Raw genomic sequence first — 22,740 nt, 5'->3', positions numbered from 1 at the left:
GAGCGGGTGACCCTCCGCCGGGTGCCGAGTCGGAGGCCGCGTGCGGACACCGGCCGAGAAGACTGCGGGTGCCGGGTGCTCCCACGGTTCAATCCACAGGGCGACCAGAAATCGCAAGGAGGCGCGGTGAGCGACGCGGGTACCGAGCACGACAAGGCCACCCTCTCGGTGGGGGGCACCACCGCCGAATTCCCGGTCCTGCGGGGCACCGACGGGGTTCCGAGCATCGACATCGCGTCGCTGACGAAGCAGACCGGTCACACGACGCTCGACTACGGCTTCGTCAACACCGCTTCGACCAAGTCGGACATCACCTACATCGACGGCGATCAGGGCATCCTGCGCTACCGCGGTTACCCCATCGAGCAGCTGGCGAAGAACAGCACGTATCTCGAGGTGGCATGGCTCCTCATCTACGGCGAGCTGCCCTCGGCATCCGAGCTCGCCGCATTCGATGAGCGCATCCGCCGTCACACGCTGCTGCACGAAGACCTCAAGCGCTTCTTCTCCTCGCTCCCGCCGACCGCGCACCCGATGTCGGTGCTGTCGGCGGCCACGGCGGCGCTCTCGACGTACTACGAGTCGGAGTCCGACCCGCACAACCCCGAGCACGTCGAGCTCAACACCGTGCGCATGCTGGCCAAGCTCCCCGTCATCGCGGCGTACGCGCACAAGAAGAGCATCGGGCAGGCGTTCCTGTACCCCGACAACTCGCTCGGATTCGTCGACAACTTCCTGAAGCTCAACTTCGGTGTGCTGAGCGAGATCTACCAGGTCAACCCGGTCATGACGAAGGCCCTCGATCTGCTGCTCATGCTGCACGCGGATCACGAGCAGAACGCGTCCACCTCGACGGTGCGTCTGGTGGGCTCCACCGGTGCCAACCAGTTCGCGTCGATCTCGGCCGGCATCCAGGCCCTGTCCGGCCCGCTCCACGGCGGCGCCAACGAGGCGGTGCTGCAGATGCTCGGTCGCATCCGCGACTCGGGCGAAAGCGTCGAGCGGTTCGTCGAGCGCGTGAAGAACAAGGAAGACGGCGTGAAGCTCATGGGCTTCGGGCACCGCGTCTACAAGAACTACGACCCGCGCGCGAAGCTCGTGAAGGGCGCGGCGGACGAGGTTCTCGAGGCGCTGGGCGTGAGCGACCCGCTGCTCGACCTCGCGAAGGAGCTCGAGCAGATCGCGCTCGAGGACGACTACTTCAAGGAGCGTCGCCTCTACCCGAACGTCGACTTCTACACCGGCGTCATCTACAAGGCGATGGGCTTCCCGACCCGCATGTTCACCGTGCTGTTCGCGATTGGCCGCCTTCCCGGCTGGCTCGCGCAGTGGCGTGAGGCCATCACCGACCCGCAGACGAAGATCGGTCGCCCGCAGCAGCTGTACACGGGCGCGGCGGAGCGCAACTACCCCGGCGTCGGCTGAGCCCGCCGACCCGAAGCGCCCCGTCCCTCCGTCGAAGGGCGGGGCGCTTCGCTGTGCGGCGGGGTGCCACCGTGGGGGCCGCGGCGGCCGGCACGCATAAACGCGATCCCCGCGCATAAACGCGAGCACCACGCGTTTCTGGGCGCGAGAAGCGTTTATGCGGGGGCGCGGGCCGCGCCGGGGGCAGGGCCGCGCCGCGCCGGTGCGGGACGCGTCAGGTGTGCAGCGCCGCGTTCAGCGTTGCGCCCACGCCGCCGCGGCGGCCGACACGCATGAACGCGATCCCCGTGCAGAAACGCGAGCACCACGCGTTTCGGCGCGCGAGAAGCGTTTATGCGTGGGCACCGGCCGCGGGGCCGCGCCGGGTGTGCGGGCCGCGCCGTGCGCGCCGCGCCGGTGCGGGCCGCGCCGGGGGCCGGGCCGCGTCGGGGGCGCGGGCCGCGTCAGGCGTGCAGCGCCGCGTTCAGCGTTACGCCCACGCCGCCGCGCGCCGACGCCTCGACCGCGCCGGTGAGCGAGTTGCGGCGGAACAGGATGCCGTCGCGCCCGGACAGTTCGCCCGCCTTCATCGTTTCGTCGCCGACCCGCACCTTCGTGCCCGCTGTGACGTACAGGCCCGCCTCGACCACGCAGTCGTCGCCCAGCGAGATGCCGATACCGGCGTTGGCGCCGAGCAGGGTGCGGGCTCCGATGGAGACCCGGTGGGTGCCGCCGCCGGACAGGGTGCCCATGATGGACGCACCACCGCCGATGTCGGTGCCGTCGCCGATCACGACGCCCTGCGACACGCGACCCTCGATCATGGAGGCGCCCAGCGTGCCGGCGTTGAAGTTCACGAATCCCTCGTGCATGACCGTCGTTCCGGGGGAGAGGTAGGCACCCAGCCGCACACGTGAGGCGTCGGCGATGCGCACACCGGCGGGTGTGACGTAGTCGAGCAGGCGGGGAAACTTGTCGAGTCCCTGGATCTGGATGCCGTGGCGAAGCAGCACGGGCCGCAGACGTGTGGCGTCGTCGGGGTGCATCGGACCGGCCGTGGTCCAGGCGACATTCGGCAGGTGTCCGAAAATGCCCTCGAGCGAGATCTCGTTCGGACGAACGAGCCGGTGCGACAGCGCCTGTAGGCGCAGGTAGGCGTCGACGGTCGAGGTCGGGGCGGCATCCGCGTCGATGGTGAGCGTCACGACCTCGATCCGAACCGCTCGCCGATCGTCCGTGCCCGTGAGCGCCGCCAGGTCCTCGGTGCCGGACGCGGTTTCGCCGAGAGAGGGCGCGGGGAACCATGCGTCCAAGACCGTGCCGTCGGAGGCGATGGTCGAGAGTCCGGTACCGGTGATCAGTCGTTCATTCGTCACTCCCACAGGCTAGCGAAGCACCCTGGGTAGGATCGGACGCATGCCCCCGCTCGACCTGTCCGCCTCGTCCGTCGAGATCACCCGCGCGATCTGTGACATCCCGAGCGTTTCCGACGACGAGACCCCGTTGGCGGATGCCATCGAGGCGGCCGTCTCGGGACACGCCCACCTCGAGGTCATTCGCGACGGAGACACGATCGTGGCCCGCACGAATCTCGGCCGTGCGCGGCGCGTCGTCATCGCTGGTCACATCGATACGGTGCCGATCAACGACAACCTGCCGACACGCGACATCGTGATCGACGGGGAGGACTTTCTCTGGGGTCGCGGCACGGTCGACATGAAGGCCGGTGTGGCGGTGCAGCTCAAGCTCGCCGTCGAGCTGTCCGAGCCCTCGGTGGACATCACGTGGATGTGGTACGACCACGAGGAGGTCGACTCCGATCTCAACGGGCTCGGTCGGCTCGCACGCCACCGGCCGGACCTGTTCGCCGGCGACTTCGCCATCCTGGGCGAGCCGAGCAACGGTGAGGTCGAGGGCGGATGCAACGGAACGCTGCGTGCCCTCATCCGCACCGCCGGCGTGCGCGCCCACAGCGCCCGGTCCTGGATCGGCGAGAACGCGATCCACAAGGCTGCTCCGGTGCTCGCTCGCCTCGCGGAGTACCGCGCGCGCGAGATCGAGGTCGAGGGCCTGGTGTACCGCGAGGGGATGAACGCGGTCCGGATCACCGGCGGGGTGGCCGGCAACGTGATTCCCGACGAATGCGAGATCGAGGTCAACTACCGGTTCGCTCCGAGCCGCGACGCGGCTGCGGCCGAGAGAGTCGTGCGCGACGTGTTCACGGGCTTTGACATCGATATCGTCGACGTGGCCGTCGGGGCGCGCCCGGGACTGGATGCCGCGCTCGCACAGGAGTTCGTCGCGGCCGTCGGCGCGACCCCCAAGCCGAAGTACGGCTGGACCGACGTCGCCCGCTTCTCGGCCCTCGGCATCCCGGCCGTCAACTACGGTCCGGGGGATCCTCACCTCGCGCACCACGACGAGGAACGCGTCCCCGTCGCGCAGATCGACGCGGTGGAGCGGGGTCTTCGGTCCTGGCTGACCCGATCGTGAGCGCTCAGGCCGCGACCCTGACACGGGCACGGTCCTGGCGGGACTGGCCCGTCGTCGGCCGTATCGCGGTCATCTACGTCGGCGCTCGCATCGTGACGACGCTGTTCTTCCTTCTCGCCGCCGCTCTCTCGGGTCCGACCTCGCGGTACGGGGTCGCGCCGTCGCTCGGGGAACTGGCCCTGGGCTGGGACGCGCAGTGGTACTGGCTGGCCGCGGTTTCGGGCTATCCGACCGATCTGCCGCTCACGCCCCAGGGCGGCGTCGCCGAGAATGCGTGGGCGTTCATGCCCGTGTACGCGTACCTCGCCGCGGGCCTGGGAACGCTCCTGGGATCGTGGGGCGCCGGTGCGGTCGTCATCTCGCTGCTCGCGGGATTCGGAGCCAGCCTGGCGCTTCACCGTCTGCTGCGGGATCGGATCGGGGACGGCGCCGCGCTGTGGGCGGTCGCGTTCTTCGCGTGCGGCCCGCTCGCCGCTCTCTTCCAGGTCGGATACGCGGAGTCGTTGTTCCTTCTCTTCCTCTTCCTCGCCTTGCGGTGCGTTCAACGGCGCCAGTGGGGCTGGCTGTACGTGCTCGTCCCCACCATGGGGTTCACGCGTCCCGGCATCCTCGCGTTCGCGCTCTTCCTCGCGCTGTACGGCGTGCATCGGTTCTTCCGGCGCCGGACCGATCCCCTTCCGCGTCGCGACGTCGTGCACGTCGTGGCGCTCGGGATCGTCGCGGTCGCGGTGGGCTTCTCGTGGCAGGTCCTCGCTGCCGTCGTCACGGGCGACCCCGGTGCCTACCTCGCGACCGAGTTGGCATGGCGACGGAACTGGCTCGGCGACGCGGGCGGGCACTTCGTCCCGGTTGAGGGGTGGGTGCAGGCCGCCGGGTTCTGGTTCACGCAGTGGGGGCTGGGTGCCGGCGTCGGATACGTCGCCCTCGTTCTCCTCGTCCTCGGTGTTGCCGCCATCCTCCTGTTCGCCCCCCAGGTGAAGCGCCTCGGCGTCGAAGTGCGCCTGTGGTCGGCGAGCTACCTCATCTATCTGCTGCTTGTCTTCTTCCCCCAGTCGAGCATTTTCCGGTTGCTCGTTCCCGTTTCGCCGCTGTGGGGGGCGCTCGCCGTTCCCCGCTCCCGCGCATGGCGGCTGACGGTCCTCGGGGTGGCGTTGCTGGGGCAGTGGTGGTGGATCTACAACATGTACGGTCTCGCGAACACCTACTGGCAGATCCCCTGAAGCGCGGAGGACAGGGCTCCCGGCGCGCGTCATCTCGGGCCTCCGCGCAGACCGACTAAACTAGCGCTAGACCAACGACGAAAAGGGGGCCGCGATGGCAGCCATGAAGCCGCGTACCGGTGACGGACCGATGGAGGCCGTGAAGGAGGGCCGGCTGATCATCGTGCGTGTTCCGCTCGAGGGCGGCGGGCGCCTGGTGGTGTCGGTGAACGACGCTGAGGCGAAGGAACTCTACGACGTTCTCGGCGGTGTCGTCGGCGCAGCCTGACGCATCCTGCACGAAGGCCGGTCCCTGGTGGGCCGGCCTTCGTCGTTCCATCGAGGGGTGAAGACTGCGGCAGGCTCAGGTGATCGGAGTGACCGTCGTCAACTGCAGGAGGCCCTCGCCCGTGGTGGAGAGCGCGCCGAACACGGCGGGGGAGGTCTGGACCTCCTGGATCAGCGAGCGGTAGGCGGTCGTGACGGTGTCACGGCGGACCGGATCCGCCACGGCGCCGCCCGCGAGTACGCGGGGGACCAGGACCGTGCCGCCCGCGCGCACGAGGCGCAGCCCGTGCTCGACGTACTCGATGACGCCTTCGGCGTCGGCGTCGATCAGGACGATGTCGTAGGAGGCCTCGTTCATCCGGGGCAGCACGTCGGCCGCCCGCCCGGTGATGAATCGCGCTCGAGCCGCGGGAATACGCGCCTCGGCGAACGCGGCGCGGGCCGCTCCGAGGTGCTCGGGCTCGCTATCGATGGTGGTCAGCGTGGCCCGGGGTGAGCCGTGCAGCAGCCACAAGCCGGAGACGCCGCCGCCCGTTCCCACCTCGACCACGTTCAGCGCTCGAGAGGCTGCGGCCAGAACCGCGATCTGGGCGCCCACCGCAGGGCTGATGGGAGCCGCGCCGAGTTCGAGCGCATGCGCGCGTGCGCGCGCGATGTGCTCCGGTTCGACCGTCGACTCTTGAACGAATCGCTCGTTCGCTTCGTAACCGCTCACCAGGACCTCCCCGCTCAGGCTAGACGTGTGGGTCGGCCGGACGGCCGAGGCGCGGCGGGTAATCTGAAGTCATGTTCTTCGGCCTCACCATCGAGAAGCTCTTGCTGATCGGTGTGATCGCTGCGCTCATCATCGGCCCCGAGCGTCTGCCCCGGTACGCCGAGAGCCTCGCCCGCCTGACGAAGCGGGCCAAAGAGACCATGCAGGGGGCGAAGACCCGCATGCGCGACGAGATGGGCCCCGAGTTCGACGAGGTCGATTGGCGCAAGCTCGATCCTCGTCAGTACGACCCTCGGCGCATCATCCGCGAGGCTCTCCTCGACGACACTCCGACGGCTACGATGCGGGCGGCAGGGGCGGCCGCTCTCGCAACCAAGACCCCGTCATCCGACAAGCCGGTCTTCGTCGCCGGCGAGGCCCCGCCGTTCGACGACGAAGCCACCTGACGCTCAGCGCAGCCGGATCGGCAGCGCCCGCCCGGACAAGCCGCGAGGGCGAGTCGCGAGAGCTCTCGCTGCGGCGTTGATCGCCACGGAGGCCGCGTCGTCGGGGTTGGCCAGCACGACGGGGCGCCCGTCGTCCCCGCCTGTCCGCAGCGCCGTGCTCAAAGGGACGGATGCCAAGAGCGGCACGTCGGTGCCATCGGTCGACAGCGCGCGGGCGACGGCCTCGCCCCCGCCGGAACCGAACAGGTCGAGCGTCGTGCCGTCGGGGAGCACCATGGCCGCCATGTTCTCGATGACCCCGACCGGGTTCTGACCCGTCTGCCGTGCGACCAGACCGGAGCGAACCGCGACGTCGGCGGCGGCAGCCTGAGGCGTTGTGACGACGAGCACGTCGGCGTGGGGGAGCAACTGACCCACCGAGATCGCGACATCGCCCGTACCCGGCGGCATGTCCAACAGCAGCACATCGAGATCGCCGAAGTAGACGTCCGTGAGGAACTGCTGAACGGTGCGATGGAGCATCGGGCCGCGCCACGCGACCGCGCCCGCGGCATCCTCTCCCGGGCGTCGCAGGAACATGCCGATCGAGATGACCTTCACGCCGTAGGCGACGGGCGGCAGGATCAGATCGTCGAGCCGCGTCGGGGCCGGGGGAAGACCGTCGTCGTCGACCAGCCCCAACAGGCCCGGAATCGAGAAACCGTGCACGTCGGCATCCACGAGTCCGACGCGCAGACCGCGAGCGGCCAGCGCGACGGCCAGGTTGGCGGTGATCGTGGACTTGCCGACGCCGCCCTTGCCGCTGGTCACGGCGATGACGCGCGTGAGCGAATCGGGACCGAACGGCATTTCGCGGGCCGCCCGACCACCGCGGAGCCGCTCTGTCAGGGCGCGGCGTTCGTCGGGGGACATGACCCCCACGGCGACCTCCACCCGGGAGACGCCGTCGACCGATGCCGCGGCGGCGCGCACATCGCGTTCGATCCGGTCCGCGGCGGGGCAGCCGACGATCGTCAAGGCGATGCCCACTTCGGCGACTCCCTCACGCACGGCGATCTCGCGCACCATGTCGAGTTCGCCGAGGGGGCGGCGCAGCTCCGGGTCGGTGACGGCGGCGACGGCGGAGCGCACGCGGTCGACGACCGCATCCGTCACGGGGTGGCCGTTCTCGGCTCGGACGCGTCGTGCTCGTCGAGGCGCTCGAGAGCCGCCTTCAGCTCGGCGCGCAGGCTCTCTTTGGTGATCACGTCGTCGGTCAGGTCGCGCACCGCCATCCGCAGCGCGACGATCTCACGCGCCAGGTACTCGGTGTCGGCAAGATTGCGCTCCGCGCGCTGGCGGTCCTGTTCGATCTGCACGCGGTCCCGGTCGTCCTGCCGGTTCTGGGCGAGCAGGATGAGGGGCGCCGCGTACGAAGCCTGTAGGGAGAGGACGAGGGTGAGGGCGGTGAACCCGATGGCCGCGGAGTCGAACCGCAACTCCTCGGGCATGAGGGAGTTCCACCCCATCCAGAGCACGCAGAACAGCGTCAGCGAGAGCAGGAAGATGGGCGTGCCCATGGCGCGGGCGACCCACTCCGTGAACCTGCCGAAGCGATCGCGCGATGGCTGCGGGGTGCGGGGCGCCAGCATCCCCGAGCGGCCGCGGGGAGCGTCGAGGCCGGTCTGTCGTTGTGCACGTGCCATCAGCGCCTCCTCGGGGTCTGGGTCGGGATCTGGGGAATGCTCGCGGTGGCGAGCGGTCTGATCGTCGTCTTGGGTTTCGGATCATCGCTGTCGTGCGTGCGCCAGTCATCGGGCAGCAGATAGTCGAGGACGTCGTCGACGCTGACGCAGCCGACGAGACGGTGAGCCTGATCGACGACCGGCAGCGACACGAGGTTGTAGCTTGCGAGCAGACGCGCGACCTCGGCGGCGGTGGCGTCCGCGGGCACCGGCTCCAGGGTGTCGTCGATGATCGCTCCCAGCCGCTCGTGCGGCGGGTAGCGCAGCATGCGCTGGAAGTGCACGGTCCCCAGGAGGCGCCCGGTCGGCGTCTCGTACGGCGGAAGTGTGATGAACACGGATGCCGCCAGCGCGGGGTGCAGCTCATGACGGCGGATCAGCGCGAGAGCCTCCGCCACCGTGGCATCCGCCGACAGCACGATCGGCTCCGGGGTCATGAGACCACCGGCGGTGTCGGGACCGTACTGCAGGAGGGCGCGGACGTCGTCCGCCTCCTCCGGCTCCATCAGTTCGAGCAGCTGTTCCAGGCGCGTCTCGGGGAGCTGGCCGAGGAGGTCGGCGGCGTCGTCCGGCTCCATGGCATCCAGGATGTCGGCGGCCCGCTCGTCGCCGAGCTGTTCGAGGATGTGCACCTGCTCGTCTTCGGGCATCTCTTCGAGGGCATCGGCGAGACGGTCGTCGCTGAGCTCTTCGGCGACTTCGATGAGGCGCTCTTCGGGCAGATCGAGGAGGGTGTTGGCCAGGTCGGCGGGCTTCAGGTCGGAGTAGGTCGCGACGAGCTGTTCGGCGGACTGCGCCTGACCGGGGGTCTGCTGCTCGCGGACCTCCCGCCAGGTCGCGAACGTGGTCGCGCCCTTGGCGAAGGGGGAGGCGCTGGTGCGGGGACGGCGGAGGAACAGCTGCCCGACATCCCACTCGCCGAGGCGGTTGCGTTCGATGGCGACGTCTTCGATGACAGCCTCGCCCGAGCCGTCGACGAGGTGGACGCGGCGTCCGAGCATCTCAGCCATCACGCGCACTTCGCCTCCGCGCTGCTGGAAGCGCCGCACGTTGATGAGGCCCGTGGTGATGACCTGGCCGGGCTGAATGGAGGTGACGCGTCCGATCGAGACGAACACATGTCGTCTGCCGGGGATCTCGACGACCAGGCCCACGACGCGCGGCGCGGCGGACGCGCGGTAGATCACCACGACGTCGCGCACCTTCCCCAGGCGGTCGCCCGCGGGATCGAACACCGTGCAGCCCGCCAAGCGGGCGACGAAAACCCTTTGCGTGCTCACCGTCCCAGCGTAGTCCGCGAACCCTCACGCGAGCCGACCGTGCCGCCGGGGCCGCGTGACAAGATGGTGAAATGAGCATGTTCGCGGGGCCCGGCGGTGCGGGTCGGGACGAGGTCGGCGAGAAGGTCGCTTCGTTCCCGACGTACGAGAAGGCGCAGAAGGCCGTGTCGTCGCTCATCGCGGGCGAAGTGCCCGCCCGCGACATCGCCATCGTGGGAAGCGGCCTGCGTTCCATCGAGCGGATCACCGGACGACTGGGCTACGCCACGGCGGCGCGTTCCGGTGCCTTGAACGGCCTCATGCTGGGACTGCTGTTCGCGTTCATCTTCGTCCTCGGCACTCCGACGGTGCAGATCTCCGCATTCATCGGTGTCCTTCTGGTGGGCATGGCTCTCGGCATGCTGCTGAGCCTCGGAACGTACTCGATCGTCCGTCGTCGCCGCGACTTCGCATCGGTCATGCAGGTGACCGCCGACCACTACGACGTGTGCGTTGCCGCACCGAGCCTGGCGAAGGCGCGCGGCATCCTCGGTCCCGCTGCGGCGGTCCGGACGGTCGTCGCGCGTCCGACGGCTTCGGGGAACGACGCGCCACCGCAGTATGGCGAGCGGATCCAGAATCCTGGAGGTGCATCGCCGGCGGTCCCTCCGCGCCCGCCCGTGCCAGCGCGCCCTGCAGACGACGAGCCGCCGCGTTATGGTGAGCGCATCGCGCCTCCCGCCGCACCGGAGGAGGCCCCCGCGCCGACCACCGATTCGCCGCCGTCCTCTGATTCCGACCCCGAGTCCGGCACGTCGCGCGACGACCGGTGACCGTGCGGGGCGTCCGCATCCCCGTGGCGCTGCCGAAGGGTGACGCCGAGGTGTCCGGGCTGTGGTCCGACGTAGATGCCGCGGACGCGACGGTCGCGCTCGCCCACGGAGCCGGCGCGGGCATGACCCACCCGTTCCTCGAGGGGCTCGCAGCCGCGCTGGTGGACGACGGCTTCTCGGTGTTGCGATTCGTCTTCCCGTACGTGGAGTCCGGACGACGGATGCCAGGACCCGCCGCACATGCCGTGGCCACCTGGGCGGGCGTGCAGGCGTGGCTTGCTGCCGAGGGTGTCGAATCGTTCGTCGCGGCAGGGAAGTCTTACGGGGGACGCATGGCGTCGCTCGCCACCGCCGCCGGCTCGCTCACGCCCGCAGGCCTGGTGTACCTCGGCTACCCGCTGCACCCGCCGGGTCGATCTGACAAACCGCGCGCGGAGCACCTCCCTTCGATCGTCGTACCCCAGTTGTTCATCGAGGGGGAGAACGACCCCTTCATCGATCCACGGGCGCAGTTCGACGAGGTGGTCGCGACCTGCCGGGACGCCCGAGTGGAGTGGATCGCCGCGGCGAATCATTCATTCGAGGTCAAGGGCAAGCGACAGTCGGCACAGGAGATCGGGGCGCGTCTCGCGGAGCCGGTGGGGGCGTTCACGCGGGCGGTGCTGGGTCACTGAGGCGGGCGGTGCTGGGTCACTGACGCGCGGGCTCATCCGTCTCCGGCTCTTCGGCGCCGCAGCGCGAGATGGCGAGAAGTTCGACCGCTTTGCCCCCGTCCAAGCTCGACTCTTGCACGGACAAAGTCATCCGCGGTGACTTGCGAACCAGGTAGATGTAGGGCTCTCTCACCGGCACGCCAAGACTCTCTTCGGTCCATTCGTCGGCAAGCAGAGCGGGCAAGCTGTCGACGAATTGGTCAACGTCGAAGTCATCTGCGACCGCGATGGTCCACTGCCCGGTGTAGAACGCGCCTCGTCCTGAGCCGAAAATGAGCGGATCACCGCAACCGTACGGCTCGAACTCCGGCGTGCGTTCGACTCGTCCGTGGTCTGTCATGAGACTCGCGACGTGATCCATCGCATCCAGAGTCTCCTGCCTCACCTCAGCGTACGTCGGCTGCCGGAAGAGCGCGCATCCGGCGAGACTCAGAATCGTAGCGACAATAGCGACGACGGCGATTCGCCTACTCATCTCTCGCCTCCGTTGCGCTCAATCAGCTGCGCCACCTGATTCAGAACTTTCCCGTTCACTCTCTCGTCGCCGCTCATCAGTGCCGTGTGATGCGCGACACTGTCTGCCACGATGCCGGGGAGATACAGCGGGTTCTGCGTCATGACGTCGCCGGCAACGGCTGCGACGTCCGGGCCCGGTAACCCGGAATCGACGATTTGCACCCCGGGAATCGATTCCGGTCTGATGTCCGGGAGCGCGGCGACGATTCCAACTGCGTCTGTTCGTCTGGTCGAATATGTAGGCGCTCGAGGGTGAGTCGCCGCTACAACTCTCAGCGTGGTGCTGATGAGGGCGACGCTAATCTCTGCCTACCAGCAGCGTGTCGCGCTAAAGCGCTGGTGTGGCCTTGGACTGTAGTCCGCAACGCGACATGACCAGAACGTCGATTCCCTTCTTGTCATTCCTGTCCCGGTGTTCCACTGTGAGGCTGATCCGAGAAGATTTTTGAAGTAGGTGGACCTGGGCGAAAGGAACATCGACGCCAACATCTTCGACAACCCAATCGTCCCCCAGCGTCGCCGGAAGATCAGCGATGAAGGATGGCACGTCGACCTCGTTACTCACCTCGATCTCCCAGTAACCCGTGAAGAATGCGCTATCGGAGCCTTCCCCCGATAACGGGTGGCTCCCGCAGCCGAAGGGATCAAACTCCGGTCTTGGTCGCGGTGTCGTGGGGCCGGGGATCAGGTCGTTCACCTGCTGCATCACCGCGATCGCCTCTGCTCGGACATCGTCGTAGCTCGGCTTCGTTTCGCTGCACCCCGGGAGGAGCGCCACAGCAATCACAATCAGGCAGATCGAAAAGCGATGTCTCACTTGTATCCTCCCTCGGCGGCGAGTAGGTCACGAACGTGACGTAGCACGGGGCCATTGATCATCTCGTCGCCGCTCATCAGCGCCGTGTGATGCGCGACACTGTCTGCCACGATGCCGGGGAGATACAGCGGGTTCTGTGTCACGACGTAGCCGGCAACGGCCGCGACGTCCGGTCCCGGCAACCCGGAATCGACGATCTGCACCCCGGGGATCGATTCCGGTCTGACGGTGAAGCCCACGGGGCCGAAACCGACTCCCGCGTAGTAGCGGTTGATGTCGTCGGGCGCCTGCGTCGCGAAATAGAGGGTGTCGGGGTGCGGCTGGTAGGGGCCGATCGCGCCGACACTGGCCGCGAGGAATCGCGCGTCGACGGTGCCGTCATGCTTTTCTGCTTCACTGCCGACACCGCCGCCATAGGAATGCTCGTAGCTCATGGTCCACAGCTCTGGTTGGGTGGCGTTCACGCCGCGGAGGAAGCGGGCGTACTCGGCGCCGCGTTCCTCGGCGAAGTGGTTCCACTGGGGGCCGGAGTCGATGACGTCGTCCAGTTGCGGCATCGGACCGGTGAGAACCGTGAACGCGACGACCGATCCGCCCGACGCGCCGACCTGCCACCGAGCGAACTCCGTCACGGGCTCGTCCTTCATGAAGGCCTCGGCGTCCGCGTTCGTTCCCGGGACGACGAAGAGCGCTGCCCGGGCCGAGGAAGGATCGCCGGTCACCTCGATCAAGGAACCGTGCTGCGGATCCCAGGCGTAGAGCGACTTCGACCCGTCCGCCACCTTTTCGAAGTAGGCGATCTCGCGATCCAGTCTGCGGCGTTCTGCACGTCGCTCGGCGCCCTCCCTCGCGGTGAACTTTCGACGCGGAACGGGAGCGGACGTGAGGTCGTCCCGTTGTCGCCGCAGCCCGTCCAGATGTTGCTGCGCCCGGAGGCGGTTGCACGCCACGCGAGCGTGGAAAGCAACGCCGTCGAGATTTCCGATGAGAGCTGGCATCGCCGCACAGAGGTGGGTGGCGACCCGCGGGTCGAGGCTCGACCACCATCGGGCAACGACATCGGGCGATGTTCGGCCGACGATGACGGCCCAGTCCGGATGCGTGGAGAGCAACAAGTGGGGGTCGGGGGTGGAGGCGATCTTCTCGAGCAGAAGCACACCCGCGGTGTCCGTCGGGGCAGTGAGGGCGGCCGACGCTCGAGGACCGGACCACCCCGCAAGCGCTGACCAGGACACGTCGGGGATTGCCCGGAGCTCGTGCGCACACCGATCGGTGGCATCCGTGTAGGAAGCGACGAGAGAGCGTGTCTCGTCGTCGACGTGCCGCACCCATCGGTGGGTGGCGATGTCATTCATGGCTGCGCCCCGGTCGCTCTCGCCTTCCTGCCAGACGGCGGGGGGCGCGGCGGCAGCGTCGAGAAGGGCGTTGCGCGCGCGAGCCAGCTGGTCGAGATCGTCGGCGAACCGCTCGAGAACGGTGCACGCGGCGCCCAGGCCGCCGGCGATCTCTTGCGCAGCAGGTCCTGTGACGTGCAGGGACTCGTGCAATGGATCGGCCTCGGGAGCGCGATAGGTCTCGGGCGCGAAACTCCAGGCGAACAGCGCTTCCTGGAGCAGCACCTCGAAGCGGTCGGCCTTCTGTCGCAGTGCCGCCGCCGCCTCGCGCACACGGCCGGGCGCAGCGGGCGGCGCCGGCACGGCGGGCGGCGCCGGCACATCCATCGCGTCGCTCACACTCGCCTCTTCCCGAAGACGATCGGGTCGAACGGGTTCCCGGAGGGGGCTCCGGTGGCGGAGCTGCGCGCATCGGTCGTCGCCGCCATCTCGTCGTCGGCGTCGAGATAGGCGAGGACCGCGGACTGCAGCGCCGCGACCGCGGCGCGCCCCCGCCCGACGATGCGGTGGGCGAGGTCGATTCGTGTCTCAGCGACCTCGAGGAAGGCGGGATGGGCGGGAACCGCCCGGGCGAGGGCGTGTGCAACCGAATCGGCGGCGCGGCGCAACGCGGTGGCGACCTCGTGGAGGTCGTCGAGGGAACGGGTCATGCGCTCGGCCACCAGGAGGACCTGCGGGGGGTCGATGGAGTACGACATGCGCGGGATCGTAGGGATCCCGTCGCGACCGCTTTTTCACCCTGTGGACAAGAACGGCTCAGCGGCCGACGGCGTACCCCTGCATTCCCCGAGGGTTGGCGGCCCCCCAGAGCAGCCCGTCAGCGTCGCGACCGACCGCACTCACGCGGCCCAGGGCCCAATCACCCGCTCGGCGCACACGGTGGCCCCGGCGCTCCAAGTCGCGCACCACGTCGTCGCCGATCCGGTCCTCCACCACCGCCCCGAGGGGGGGTCCACGTGCGAGGCCAGAAGGAATCGGCCAGCGCCGTGGTGTGGAGGGTGGGTGCGTCGATGGCCTGCTGTGGCTCGTAGCCGCCGACGAGCACGCGCAGCAGCACCGGGAGCTGCCACTGATCCTGCTGATCCCCGCCCGGCGACCCCATCGCGATGATCTCGGCCCCACGGGTGAGCATCGTCGGCGTCAGCGTCGTGCGCGGACGCCGGCCGGGGGTGAGGGATGCCGGGTGTCCCGGCAGTAGCCACGTCGCCTGCAGACGCGTCCCGAGGCAGAACCCGAGACCGGGCACGCTCGGCGACGATTGCAGCCAGCCGCCCGACGGCGTCGCCGAGATCGTGTTGCCCCACCGATCCACGACGTCGAGGTGACAGGTGTCGCCTCGTGTCTGACCGCGGCGATCGACCGTGGGCTCGCCGGTCGCGGCGGTCACCGGACCCGCCTCGGTCCGGAGCGGGGGAAGGGCGGGCGTCCGGCCGTCCGGAGAGCCGGGCCGAAGACCGGCGCTCGCCGTCCCGTCCACCAGCGCGCGCCGTTCGTCGATGTACTCCTCGGCGAGCAGGGCGTCGACATCGACCGCGTCATCGGCGTCACCGAACCATGCGTCGCGGTCGGCGTAGACCAGCTTTTGCACCTCGAGGAGAGTGTGGGCACCCTCGGGCGTGGAGGGGTCGATGCGTGCGTCCGCCCATGGCTCCATTAGTCGGAGTGCCTGCAGAAGCGCGGGCCCCTGAGTCCAGGTCCCAGCCTTGAACACCCGCCATCCGCGGAAGGTCGCCGACACCGCCGGTTCGAACGAGGCACTCCAGCCGAGGAGGTCTTCAACGGTGAGAACGCCGGGGTGATCCCCACCGTCCGCGTGACGGTGCGGGGTGCGGAGGAACTCTGCCGCACGTGGCAGCGCCTCTGCCATCCACACGTGTCGAGCGGCGTCGATGCCCTCACATCGATCGTCGACAGGCAAGGCCGCCGCCGCCAGGCTCTCCAGGACTGTGGCGTACGCGGGGTTGCGCACGACGGTGTTCGGCGCGGGCACCGAGCCGGTCGGCATCCAGAGATCCGACGACGTCGGCCAGTGCTCGCGGAAGAGATCGGCCACACGGGAGATCGTCACCGCCGCGCCCGCGACGAGCGGATGGCCGTCGCGGGCGTAACCGATTGCGTAGGCCAGGATATCCGCGAGATCCCACGTGCCGTGGTCGCGCAGTAGCAGAAGCCAGGCGTCGACGGCGCCCGGCACCGCGGCAGCGAGGCCCCCGGCACCGGGGACCAGGTCGAGGCCCCGTTCGCGCAGAGCTTCGATCGACGCACCGGCCGGCGCCGGGCCCTGCCCCATGAGCACGACGGGCTCTGCGGTGCCGGCAGGGCGAATCAGCGCCACCAGGTCGCCGCCGGGACCGTTCAGGTGCGGCTCGACCACGTGGAGCACGAACGCAGCAGCCACGGCGGCGTCGAAGGCGTTGCCGCCGCGCTCCAGCACGGACTGGGCCGTGGCCGTGGCGGTCCAGTGGGTGGATGCCGACATGCCGAACGTTCCCCGGAGCGTGGGGCGCGTGGAGAACGCCGCGGGGGGAGTGAACGTCACCGGGACAGCCGCGCGATCCAGTCCTCGACCTCGTCGGCCGTCCGAGGGATGCCGGCCGACAGGTTCACCGGTCCGTCGGCGGTCATCACGATGTCGTCCTCGATGCGCACACCGATGCCGCGGTACTCCTCGGGCACCGTCAGATCGTCGATCTGGAAGTACAGGCCCGGCTCGATCGTGAAGACCATGCCGGCTTCCAGAAGCCCGTCGTAGTACATCTCGCGACGCGCCTGCGCGCAGTCGTGCACATCGATGCCGAGGTGGTGACTGGTGCCGTGCACCATGTAGCGACGGTGCTGGCCGCCGCGCTCGGCATCCAGAGCGTCCTCAGCCGAGACGGGTAGGAGGCCCCACTCCGCGACACGCGCGGCGATGACCTCCATGGCGGCCTCGTGCACGCGTCGGAAGGGCACGCCCGGACGGGCGGCCTCGAAGGCGGCGTCCGCTGCCTCGCGCACCGCCTCGTAGACGCGGCGCTGCACCTCGGTGAAGCGCCCTGACACCGGGAGTGTGCGCGTGATGTCGGCGGTGTACAGACTGTCCACCTCGACACCCGCGTCGATCAGGATGAGATCGCCCGGGACGACCGCGCCGTCGTTGCGCGTCCAGTGCAAGTAGCACGCGTGAGGGCCGGAGGCGGCGATGGTGTCGTAGCCCACGGTGTTGCCGTCCGCGCGCGCGCGGCGGTGGAAGACCCCTTCCACCACGCGCTCGCCGCGGGGGTGCTCGATGATGCGGGGGAGCTCGGACACGATGTCGTCGAATCCGGATGCCGTGACCTCGACGGCCAGGGCCAGCTGCGCGAGCTCGAACTCGTCCTTCACCAGGCGCAGCTCCGACACGAACCGCGTGAGATCGTCGTCGACGCCGACCACACGGTCGTCGTCGGCCGCCACGAAATCGTCGACGTGTGCGGTCGCGAGACCGAGGTCGGCGGCCACGCCGTCGAGTGCGGGGCGGGGACCGATCCAGAACTCGCCGATCGTGGCATCCGCGTAGAACTCCGGAGTGGTCCGGTCGGCGCGCTCCCGGAAGTAGAGCACGGCCTCGTGGCCGTCCTCGCGCGGCTCGAAGACGAGAACCGAGTCGGGCTCGGCATCCGCTTCCCAACCGGTCAAGTGGGCGAAGGCCGAATGGGCGCGGAACGGGTAGTCCGTGTCGTTGCTGCGTTGCTTGAGGGAGCCCGCGGGCACGACCAGGCGCTCACCGGGGAAGGCCTCGGACACACGGAGGCGGCGGCGTGCCGCCCACGCGGACTGCTCGCGGGGCGAGGGAAGGGTCTCGGGACGATCGGCCCACCCCGTCGAGATGGTGTCGAGGAAGCCGCGCGGGAAGGGGGCCTTGCGGTTCGTCGTGGTCTCGGCGGGCTGCTGCACTTCGGGAGCGATCGTGTCGCGGTCGGCGGGGGAGTCCATTCCTCCAGTCTCGCACCGCCGACCCGCGAACGCACCGTCAGCCGGCCGTGCGCTCCAGTTGCACCACGATGGGACGGTGGTCACTGCCCGAGCCATCGAGCGATCGCATCACGACCGAACCGGTCACGGTCCAGTCGGGCGTCACCATGACGTGGTCGATCGGAGCCCCCAGAAGAGCCGGCACGTCCGTCGGCCACGTGCCCACGCCGCCGTTGCCGCTCACGGAGGCCGCGTCCTGACAGCGGCCGAGCGTGCCGCCGTCGACACCGAGCCCCGTCATGTGGTCGAGGGTCGCGTTGAAGTCGCCCGCCAGGATGACATTGTCGGTCGCACACTGATCAGCGAGCCACTGCAGGTCGGAGCGCCACTGCGACATGTACTCCTGGCGCGGGGCGACGGCGTGCGCCGCGACGATGATGGGCCCGTCGCCCGAGACCGGCATGGCCACGGCGCTCGGCACCGTCGAGGTGTTGCTGGAGCCATCGAGCGAGGACTGGATCACGCTGTAGTCGCCCAACTCGGGGCGGATCAGCACGGTCGTCGACGTGGCATCCCATCCGGTGATGCCGTACTCGCCGTACTCGGCGTGATGCGCCCACATCGGTTGGCCGAGGTCACGCATCAGCTCGGCGACACGCTCGCCGGTGTCGATCGTGGTCTCGGGCAGGGTGACGATGTCGGCCTTCATGCCGACGGCGAACTGCGCGATCGACTCGGCCGAGGTGGCCTCGCCCGCGGTGTTCCACGTCATGACACGCACGCTCGTGTCGGTCTTCTCGGGCAGTGCATCGGTGCCCATGCCGCGCTGGAACACCAGAGCGCCGTTCACCCCCGCGGCGACGACGAAGACCAGCGCGAGGGCGAGTGCGAACGCGCGCACGGGGCGGATGAGGGCGCACAGCAGCGCCAGGGCCGCGGCTGCCGCGAACACCGCTGCCAGCGGGACGCGGAACGAGATCACCTGGGCCAGGGGGAACGTGCGCTCGAGGCCGAAAGCGGTCGGCCAGGTCAGAGCCAGGGCCGCGGCGGCGCACACGAGCGCGAACACGATTCCGAACAGCCGACGCACGCACCCGACCCTAGATCAGGCGGCTGAGAGATAGGCGGATGCCTCCTGTCCGCGGCCTCCACGACGACCGCGAGCCGGCACCTGCGGACGGTACGCTCGTCGGGTGGAGCGCGATCGACGATTCGAGGGACCGAGCGACCTCCACCTCCATTCCACGCACTCCGACGGCACGGAACCGCCCGCTCTCGTGATGGCGGCCGCGCACCGGCACGGGCTGCGGACGGCGGCGCTCACCGACCACGACACGACCTCCGGTTGGGCCGAGGCGGCTGAGGCAGCGACATCCCTGGGGATGACCTTCGTGCCGGGCATGGAGCTGTCGGCCCGTCACGAGTGGCGGAGCGTCCACCTTCTCGCCTACCTCGTCGACCCCGACGACGACGGGCTGCGGTCCATGACCGACCGCATCCGCTCGTCGCGGCTGGACCGCGCTCAGATCATGGCCGACCGGATCTCGCGCGACTTCGACATCGGCTGGGACGACATTCTCGCCCAGACGACCGACGGGGCGACCGTCGGCCGACCGCACATCGCCGACGCGCTCATCGCCCGCGGCATCGTCGCCGACCGCACGGAGGCATTCGCCGGCATCCTGCACCCCGCCAACGAGTACTACGTCGCCCTGTACGCGCCGGACCCCGTCACGGCGGTCGAGCTCATCATCGGTGCGGGGGGAGTGCCCATCATCGCCCACCCCGCCGGCCGCGCGCTCCTGCCACCCCCCGTGCTCGAGGCGATGCTCGCGCGAGGCCTCGCCGGTTTCGAGCTGCACCACCGAGAGAACCTCCCGGAGGCCACGGCGACGCTGGCGCGACTGGCGGCGGAACGAGACCTCATCGTCACCGGTTCGAGCGACTATCACGGGCTCGGCAAACCGAACCTTCCGGGCGAGAACACCACCGACGAGGCGATGGTCGCACGGCTCATCGCAGCCGGCTCGGGTTCTTCGCCCGTCTACCCCTGAAACGACGCCGACGCCGCCCCCCGGGGAGAGCGGCGTCGGCGAGGACGGGTCAGGCGACGGGGGCGGTCGAACCGCCCCCCGACCCGCTGCCGCGACGACGGCGGCGGCGACGGGGGGCCGCGTTCCCGTCGTGATGTTCGCTTCCTCCGCCGTCGTGGGTGCCGGAGCCCTCCGGGCGGGGAGCCGCGGCGGAACCCTGCTCGCTCGTCGAGGGCGAGCCGCTCGACGACCCGCGGCGGCGTCGGCGGCGGCGCGGAGTGCCCTCGCCCGCGGCATCCGTGCTCTCGCTCTTCTCGGCCTTGGGAGCGGCGGCCGCCTTCGGTGCGGTGACCAGCCGGCCTTTGGTGCCCTCGGGGATGTCGAGATCGGTGTAGAGGTGCGGGCTCGAGGAGTACGTCTCGATGGGTTCGGGCTGACCGAATTCGAGGGCGCGGTTGATGAGCGCCCACTTGTGCAGGTCGTCCCAATCGACGAACGTCACCGCGATGCCCGTCTTGCCCGCGCGCCCGGTGCGCCCGGCGCGGTGCAGGTAGGTCTTCTCGTCGTCGGGGATCGTGTGGTTGATGACATGCGTGACGTCGTTCACGTCGATACCGCGCGCGGCGACGTCGGTGGCGATGAGCACGTCGCGCTTGCCGGCCTTGAACGCGGCCATCGACCGCTCGCGCGATTCCTGGCTCATGTCGCCGTGCACGGCGGCCGCGTTGAAGCCGCGGTCGCTCAGCTCATCGACGAGCTTCTGCGCGGCGCGCTTCGTCCGCGTGAAGATCACGGTCTTGCCACGCCCCTCGGCCTGCAGGATGCGGGCGATGACCTCGTCCTTGTCGAGCGAGTGCGCGCGGTACACGAGGTGCTTGATGTTGGCCTGCGTGAGACCCTCATCGGGGTCGTTCGCACGCATGTGGATCGGGTTCGACATGAACCGGCGGGCCAGAGCCACGATGGGCCCCGGCATGGTCGCCGAGAACAGCTGGGTGTGACGGACCGCGGGCACCTTCTGGAAGATCTTCTCGATGTCGGCAAGGAAGCCGAGATCGAGCATCTTGTCGGCCTCGTCGAGGACGACCTCGACCGCGCCCGAGAGGTCGAGCAGTCGCTGGTTGCTCAGGTCGATGAGGCGACCGGGGGTGCCCACGACGATCTGCGCGCCGGCCTTGAGCTGATCGATCTGGCCCTCGTACGCCTTGCCGCCGTAGATCGCCACGACGCTGGTCGCGCGATTCTGGGTGAGCATGTCCATGTCCTCGTAGACCTGGACCGCGAGCTCGCGGGTGGGGACGACGATCAGGGCCTTCACGCCGGGCTCCGGGTTCAGGCCGAGACGCTGAACCACAGGGATGCCGAAGCCGAACGTCTTGCCGGTTCCGGTCTTGGCCTGGCCGATGATGTCCTGACCCGGAAGGCCGAGGGGGATGGTCTGTTCCTGGATCGGGAAGGCATCCACGATGCCCTTGGATGCCAGGGCGTCGACGATGTCCTGATCGACGCCGAGCTCGGCGAAAGTCGTCATGTGAGCGTGCCTGTTCCGGCGGTGAGAGACCGCCTGGGGAGTCGGATCCACGCCCTCCACTCGTCCACAGGCGCGGGGCCCCGATCCATCGCCGGGGCGAGTCCACTCTACCCGGCACGTGTTTCGGGGGTCCGACGCCTAGGCTGTAGAGCGTGTTCGAGTGGTTCCGTCGTCGTAGGCCGGTCGGTCGCACGCTGCAGTTGCGCTCGCGCGGCGACCTCGGTGACGCCATGCGCGTCGACTTCGCCGAACTCGCGCCCGACATCGAAACCTTCCTCGGCCAGGCGGCGTACCTGCAGCTCGGTTTCTTCGAGACGCTGAGCGAACTCATCGCCTCGACACCCGAGCTCTCCGAGAAGGAGTCGCTCTCCCGCGCCGCGGGGGCTGCGCTCATCAAACATCAGGAGATCGTCGCCCTCATCCGCGAGCGGGGTGCCGACCCGACGCAGCTCATGCTGCCCTTCCGCGAGTCCCTCGACGCCTTCCGCCGCAACACACACGGGGTGCGGCCGCAGGAGACCATGCTCTCGGTGCACATCACCGCCGGCATGCTCGACGACTTCTACCTCGCGCTGTCGTCCAGCTACGGCGACACCGGGCGCCGTGTCGCGCGCATCCTGCAGGCCGACGACGATCGGCAGGCCATCGTCGACATCCTCGGCGCCACGATCGAGAGTGACGAAGAGTGGCGGTGGCTGCTGGCCCTGTGGGGTCGTCGCCTCGTCGGCGACACCCTGCTCGTCGCGCGCGCCGCGCTGGCGCACCCCCGATTGGACCGCGCCGAAGAGGCGAAGGTCGAACCGGTGTTCACCGAGCTCATGGGCGCCCACGCCCGGCGGATGGATGCCATGGGACTGGCGGCCTGAGCGCGTCGCGGTGACCTGCGGCGGGCGCGGTCAGATGCCGTGGCGTCTCCGCGTCGCCTCGTCGCTGCGCAAGCGGGCGCGCGAGAGGGCGGGGACGAGGGTGAGAGCGGTCGCTCCGGAGGCGAGGATCGCGACAATCCAGGGCACGACGGAATCCACGCCGAACCCGGCCCACGTGACGACCGTCCACGAGACGCTCGCGGCGGCCGCCGCGGCGAGCGGGGCGAGAGCGGCGCCGCGTGTGTCGCGGTGCGGCAGAGCGAAATGCACCGCGAGACCGACGACGCCGCCGAGGATCAGCCCGAGGAGGATCTGCACGGCCGTGCGTCAGGCGACGAAGCCGACCCGGCGGGCCTCTTCCGTGCCCAGCTCGATGAAGGCGAGATTGGCCGTAGGGACGATGTAGGAGTTGCCCTTCACGTCGGTGAAGGTCACGTGGCTGGCCGACTGGTCAAGAGCGGCGGCGATCGACGACTTCACCGCGTCCGAGCCCTCGTTGGTCTCGAAGTTCAGTTCACGACCGGTGTTGGTGATGCCGATGCGGATCTCCACGATGCGTCCTTTCCGCCCGGGCCT

Annotated in this window: 24 protein-coding genes and 1 pseudogene; 9 read left to right on the top strand and 16 right to left on the bottom strand. The window is 69.4% G+C overall.

Translation table 11 applies throughout. The annotated features are described in order from the left end of the window. Positions 1-126: 126 nt before the first annotated feature. Positions 127-1,425 (top strand): citrate synthase, encoded by a 1,299-nt coding sequence (locus P5G46_RS03120; protein WP_375095461.1) that lies wholly within the window; start codon positions 127-129, stop codon positions 1,423-1,425. Positions 1,426-1,868: 443 nt separating this feature from the next. On the opposite strand, the gene dapD is transcribed toward P5G46_RS03120, so the two are convergent. Then, positions 1,869-2,780: a 2,3,4,5-tetrahydropyridine-2,6-dicarboxylate N-succinyltransferase gene (dapD, locus tag P5G46_RS03115; RefSeq protein WP_375095462.1), complete on the bottom strand. Its 912-nt coding sequence runs from the start codon at positions 2,778-2,780 to the stop codon at positions 1,869-1,871. A gap of 40 nt (positions 2,781-2,820) precedes the next feature. Here dapD and dapE point away from each other — a divergent pair, with 40 nt between their 5' ends. The 3 genes from dapE to P5G46_RS03100 all read left to right on the top strand — a co-directional run bounded on the left by dapE (position 2,821) and on the right by P5G46_RS03100 (position 5,385). Further along, on the top strand, positions 2,821-3,897 hold the full coding sequence (gene dapE, locus P5G46_RS03110; RefSeq protein WP_375095463.1) for a succinyl-diaminopimelate desuccinylase: 1,077 nt from the start codon (positions 2,821-2,823) through the stop codon (positions 3,895-3,897). Further along, positions 3,894-5,117 carry a hypothetical protein gene (locus P5G46_RS03105; protein WP_375095464.1) on the top strand — a complete coding sequence of 408 codons (1,224 nt, stop codon included), beginning with the start codon at positions 3,894-3,896 and terminating at the stop codon, positions 5,115-5,117. Before dapE ends, P5G46_RS03105 begins: the two co-directional genes overlap by 4 nt. A gap of 94 nt (positions 5,118-5,211) precedes the next feature. After that, positions 5,212-5,385 carry a DUF3117 domain-containing protein gene (locus tag P5G46_RS03100; RefSeq protein WP_076490128.1) on the top strand — a complete coding sequence of 58 codons (174 nt, stop codon included), beginning with the start codon at positions 5,212-5,214 and terminating at the stop codon, positions 5,383-5,385. A 75-nt stretch (positions 5,386-5,460) separates the two neighbouring features. Here the strand turns inward: P5G46_RS03100 and P5G46_RS03095 are convergent, their stop codons facing one another. Then, positions 5,461-6,099, bottom strand: a complete 639-nt coding sequence (locus P5G46_RS03095; protein WP_239273643.1) for an O-methyltransferase — start codon at positions 6,097-6,099, stop codon at positions 5,461-5,463. A 71-nt stretch (positions 6,100-6,170) separates the two neighbouring features. Between P5G46_RS03095 and P5G46_RS03090 the strand changes: the two genes are divergently transcribed. Further along, positions 6,171-6,545, top strand: a complete 375-nt coding sequence (locus P5G46_RS03090; protein WP_239273661.1) for a twin-arginine translocase TatA/TatE family subunit — start codon at positions 6,171-6,173, stop codon at positions 6,543-6,545. A gap of 3 nt (positions 6,546-6,548) precedes the next feature. Here the strand turns inward: P5G46_RS03090 and P5G46_RS03085 are convergent, their stop codons facing one another. The 3 genes from P5G46_RS03085 to P5G46_RS03075 are packed head-to-tail and all read right to left on the bottom strand — an operon-like array spanning position 6,549 to position 9,549. Then, entirely contained in the window at positions 6,549-7,700 is a 1,152-nt protein-coding gene (locus P5G46_RS03085; protein ID WP_375095465.1) for an Mrp/NBP35 family ATP-binding protein, read from the bottom strand. Next, positions 7,697-8,230, bottom strand: a complete 534-nt coding sequence (locus tag P5G46_RS03080; RefSeq protein ID WP_239273680.1) for a DUF1003 domain-containing protein — start codon at positions 8,228-8,230, stop codon at positions 7,697-7,699. Before P5G46_RS03080 ends, P5G46_RS03085 begins: the two co-directional genes overlap by 4 nt. Beyond that, positions 8,230-9,549 carry a magnesium transporter MgtE N-terminal domain-containing protein gene (locus P5G46_RS03075; RefSeq protein WP_239273690.1) on the bottom strand — a complete coding sequence of 440 codons (1,320 nt, stop codon included), beginning with the start codon at positions 9,547-9,549 and terminating at the stop codon, positions 8,230-8,232. The genes P5G46_RS03080 and P5G46_RS03075 overlap by 1 nt, the downstream gene beginning before the upstream one ends. A gap of 71 nt (positions 9,550-9,620) precedes the next feature. On the opposite strand from P5G46_RS03075, the gene P5G46_RS03070 reads away from it, so the two are divergent. Continuing rightward, positions 9,621-10,361, top strand: coding sequence for a YflT domain-containing protein (locus P5G46_RS03070; RefSeq protein WP_375095466.1), 741 nt, complete (start codon positions 9,621-9,623; stop codon positions 10,359-10,361). Beyond that, entirely contained in the window at positions 10,358-11,035 is a 678-nt protein-coding gene (locus P5G46_RS03065; protein ID WP_375095467.1) for an alpha/beta hydrolase family protein, read from the top strand. Before P5G46_RS03070 ends, P5G46_RS03065 begins: the two co-directional genes overlap by 4 nt. A 16-nt stretch (positions 11,036-11,051) precedes the next feature. Here the strand turns inward: P5G46_RS03065 and P5G46_RS03060 are convergent, their stop codons facing one another. The 8 genes and pseudogenes from P5G46_RS03060 to P5G46_RS03025 form a co-directional block, all read right to left on the bottom strand. Further along, positions 11,052-11,435, bottom strand: coding sequence for a hypothetical protein (locus P5G46_RS03060; protein ID WP_375095468.1), 384 nt, complete (start codon positions 11,433-11,435; stop codon positions 11,052-11,054). 110 nt (positions 11,436-11,545) lie between these two features. After that, positions 11,546-11,752, bottom strand: a complete 207-nt coding sequence (locus P5G46_RS03055) for a hypothetical protein (RefSeq protein WP_375095469.1) — start codon at positions 11,750-11,752, stop codon at positions 11,546-11,548. A gap of 166 nt (positions 11,753-11,918) precedes the next feature. Beyond that, positions 11,919-12,407, bottom strand: a complete 489-nt coding sequence (locus tag P5G46_RS03050; RefSeq protein WP_375095470.1) for a hypothetical protein — start codon at positions 12,405-12,407, stop codon at positions 11,919-11,921. After that, positions 12,404-14,140 (bottom strand): hypothetical protein, encoded by a 1,737-nt coding sequence (locus P5G46_RS03045; RefSeq protein WP_408904957.1) that lies wholly within the window; start codon positions 14,138-14,140, stop codon positions 12,404-12,406. The genes P5G46_RS03050 and P5G46_RS03045 overlap by 4 nt, the downstream gene beginning before the upstream one ends. Then, positions 14,137-14,499, bottom strand: a complete 363-nt coding sequence (locus P5G46_RS03040; RefSeq protein WP_239273728.1) for a DUF6507 family protein — start codon at positions 14,497-14,499, stop codon at positions 14,137-14,139. Before P5G46_RS03040 ends, P5G46_RS03045 begins: the two co-directional genes overlap by 4 nt. 58 nt (positions 14,500-14,557) lie before the next feature. Continuing rightward, positions 14,558-16,340, bottom strand: a pseudogene (locus P5G46_RS03035) (gamma-glutamyltransferase family protein). Continuing rightward, positions 16,337-17,755 (bottom strand): aminopeptidase P family protein, encoded by a 1,419-nt coding sequence (locus P5G46_RS03030; protein ID WP_239273740.1) that lies wholly within the window; start codon positions 17,753-17,755, stop codon positions 16,337-16,339. Before P5G46_RS03030 ends, P5G46_RS03035 begins: the two are co-directional and overlap by 4 nt. Positions 17,756-17,792: 37 nt before the next feature. Beyond that, positions 17,793-18,824, bottom strand: coding sequence for an endonuclease/exonuclease/phosphatase family protein (locus P5G46_RS03025; RefSeq protein WP_239273748.1), 1,032 nt, complete (start codon positions 18,822-18,824; stop codon positions 17,793-17,795). A 103-nt stretch (positions 18,825-18,927) separates the two neighbouring features. On the opposite strand from P5G46_RS03025, the gene P5G46_RS03020 reads away from it, so the two are divergent. Next, positions 18,928-19,788 (top strand): PHP domain-containing protein, encoded by an 861-nt coding sequence (locus P5G46_RS03020; RefSeq protein WP_375095473.1) that lies wholly within the window; start codon positions 18,928-18,930, stop codon positions 19,786-19,788. 49 nt (positions 19,789-19,837) lie between these two features. On the opposite strand, the gene P5G46_RS03015 is transcribed toward P5G46_RS03020, so the two are convergent. Further along, positions 19,838-21,298, bottom strand: coding sequence for a DEAD/DEAH box helicase (locus P5G46_RS03015; protein WP_239273760.1), 1,461 nt, complete (start codon positions 21,296-21,298; stop codon positions 19,838-19,840). A 152-nt stretch (positions 21,299-21,450) separates the two neighbouring features. Here P5G46_RS03015 and P5G46_RS03010 point away from each other — a divergent pair, with 152 nt between their 5' ends. Continuing rightward, complete coding sequence (locus P5G46_RS03010; RefSeq protein ID WP_239273787.1) at positions 21,451-22,164, top strand: ferritin-like fold-containing protein; 714 nt, start codon at positions 21,451-21,453, stop codon at positions 22,162-22,164. Between the two features lie 30 nt (positions 22,165-22,194). On the opposite strand, the gene P5G46_RS03005 is transcribed toward P5G46_RS03010, so the two are convergent. Both P5G46_RS03005 and P5G46_RS03000 read right to left on the bottom strand, forming a co-directional pair. Further along, complete coding sequence (locus P5G46_RS03005; protein ID WP_239273797.1) at positions 22,195-22,482, bottom strand: hypothetical protein; 288 nt, start codon at positions 22,480-22,482, stop codon at positions 22,195-22,197. A gap of 9 nt (positions 22,483-22,491) precedes the next feature. Continuing rightward, positions 22,492-22,716: a DUF3107 domain-containing protein gene (locus tag P5G46_RS03000; protein WP_239273799.1), complete on the bottom strand. Its 225-nt coding sequence runs from the start codon at positions 22,714-22,716 to the stop codon at positions 22,492-22,494. Positions 22,717-22,740 lie beyond the last annotated feature (24 nt).

This window comes from Microbacterium mcarthurae, assembly GCF_046064585.1.
GTDB lineage: Bacteria > Actinomycetota > Actinomycetes > Actinomycetales > Microbacteriaceae > Microbacterium > Microbacterium mcarthurae.
The sequence above is the reverse complement of the archived record's forward strand: the minus strand, read 5'-3'. Positions and strand labels throughout refer to the sequence as shown.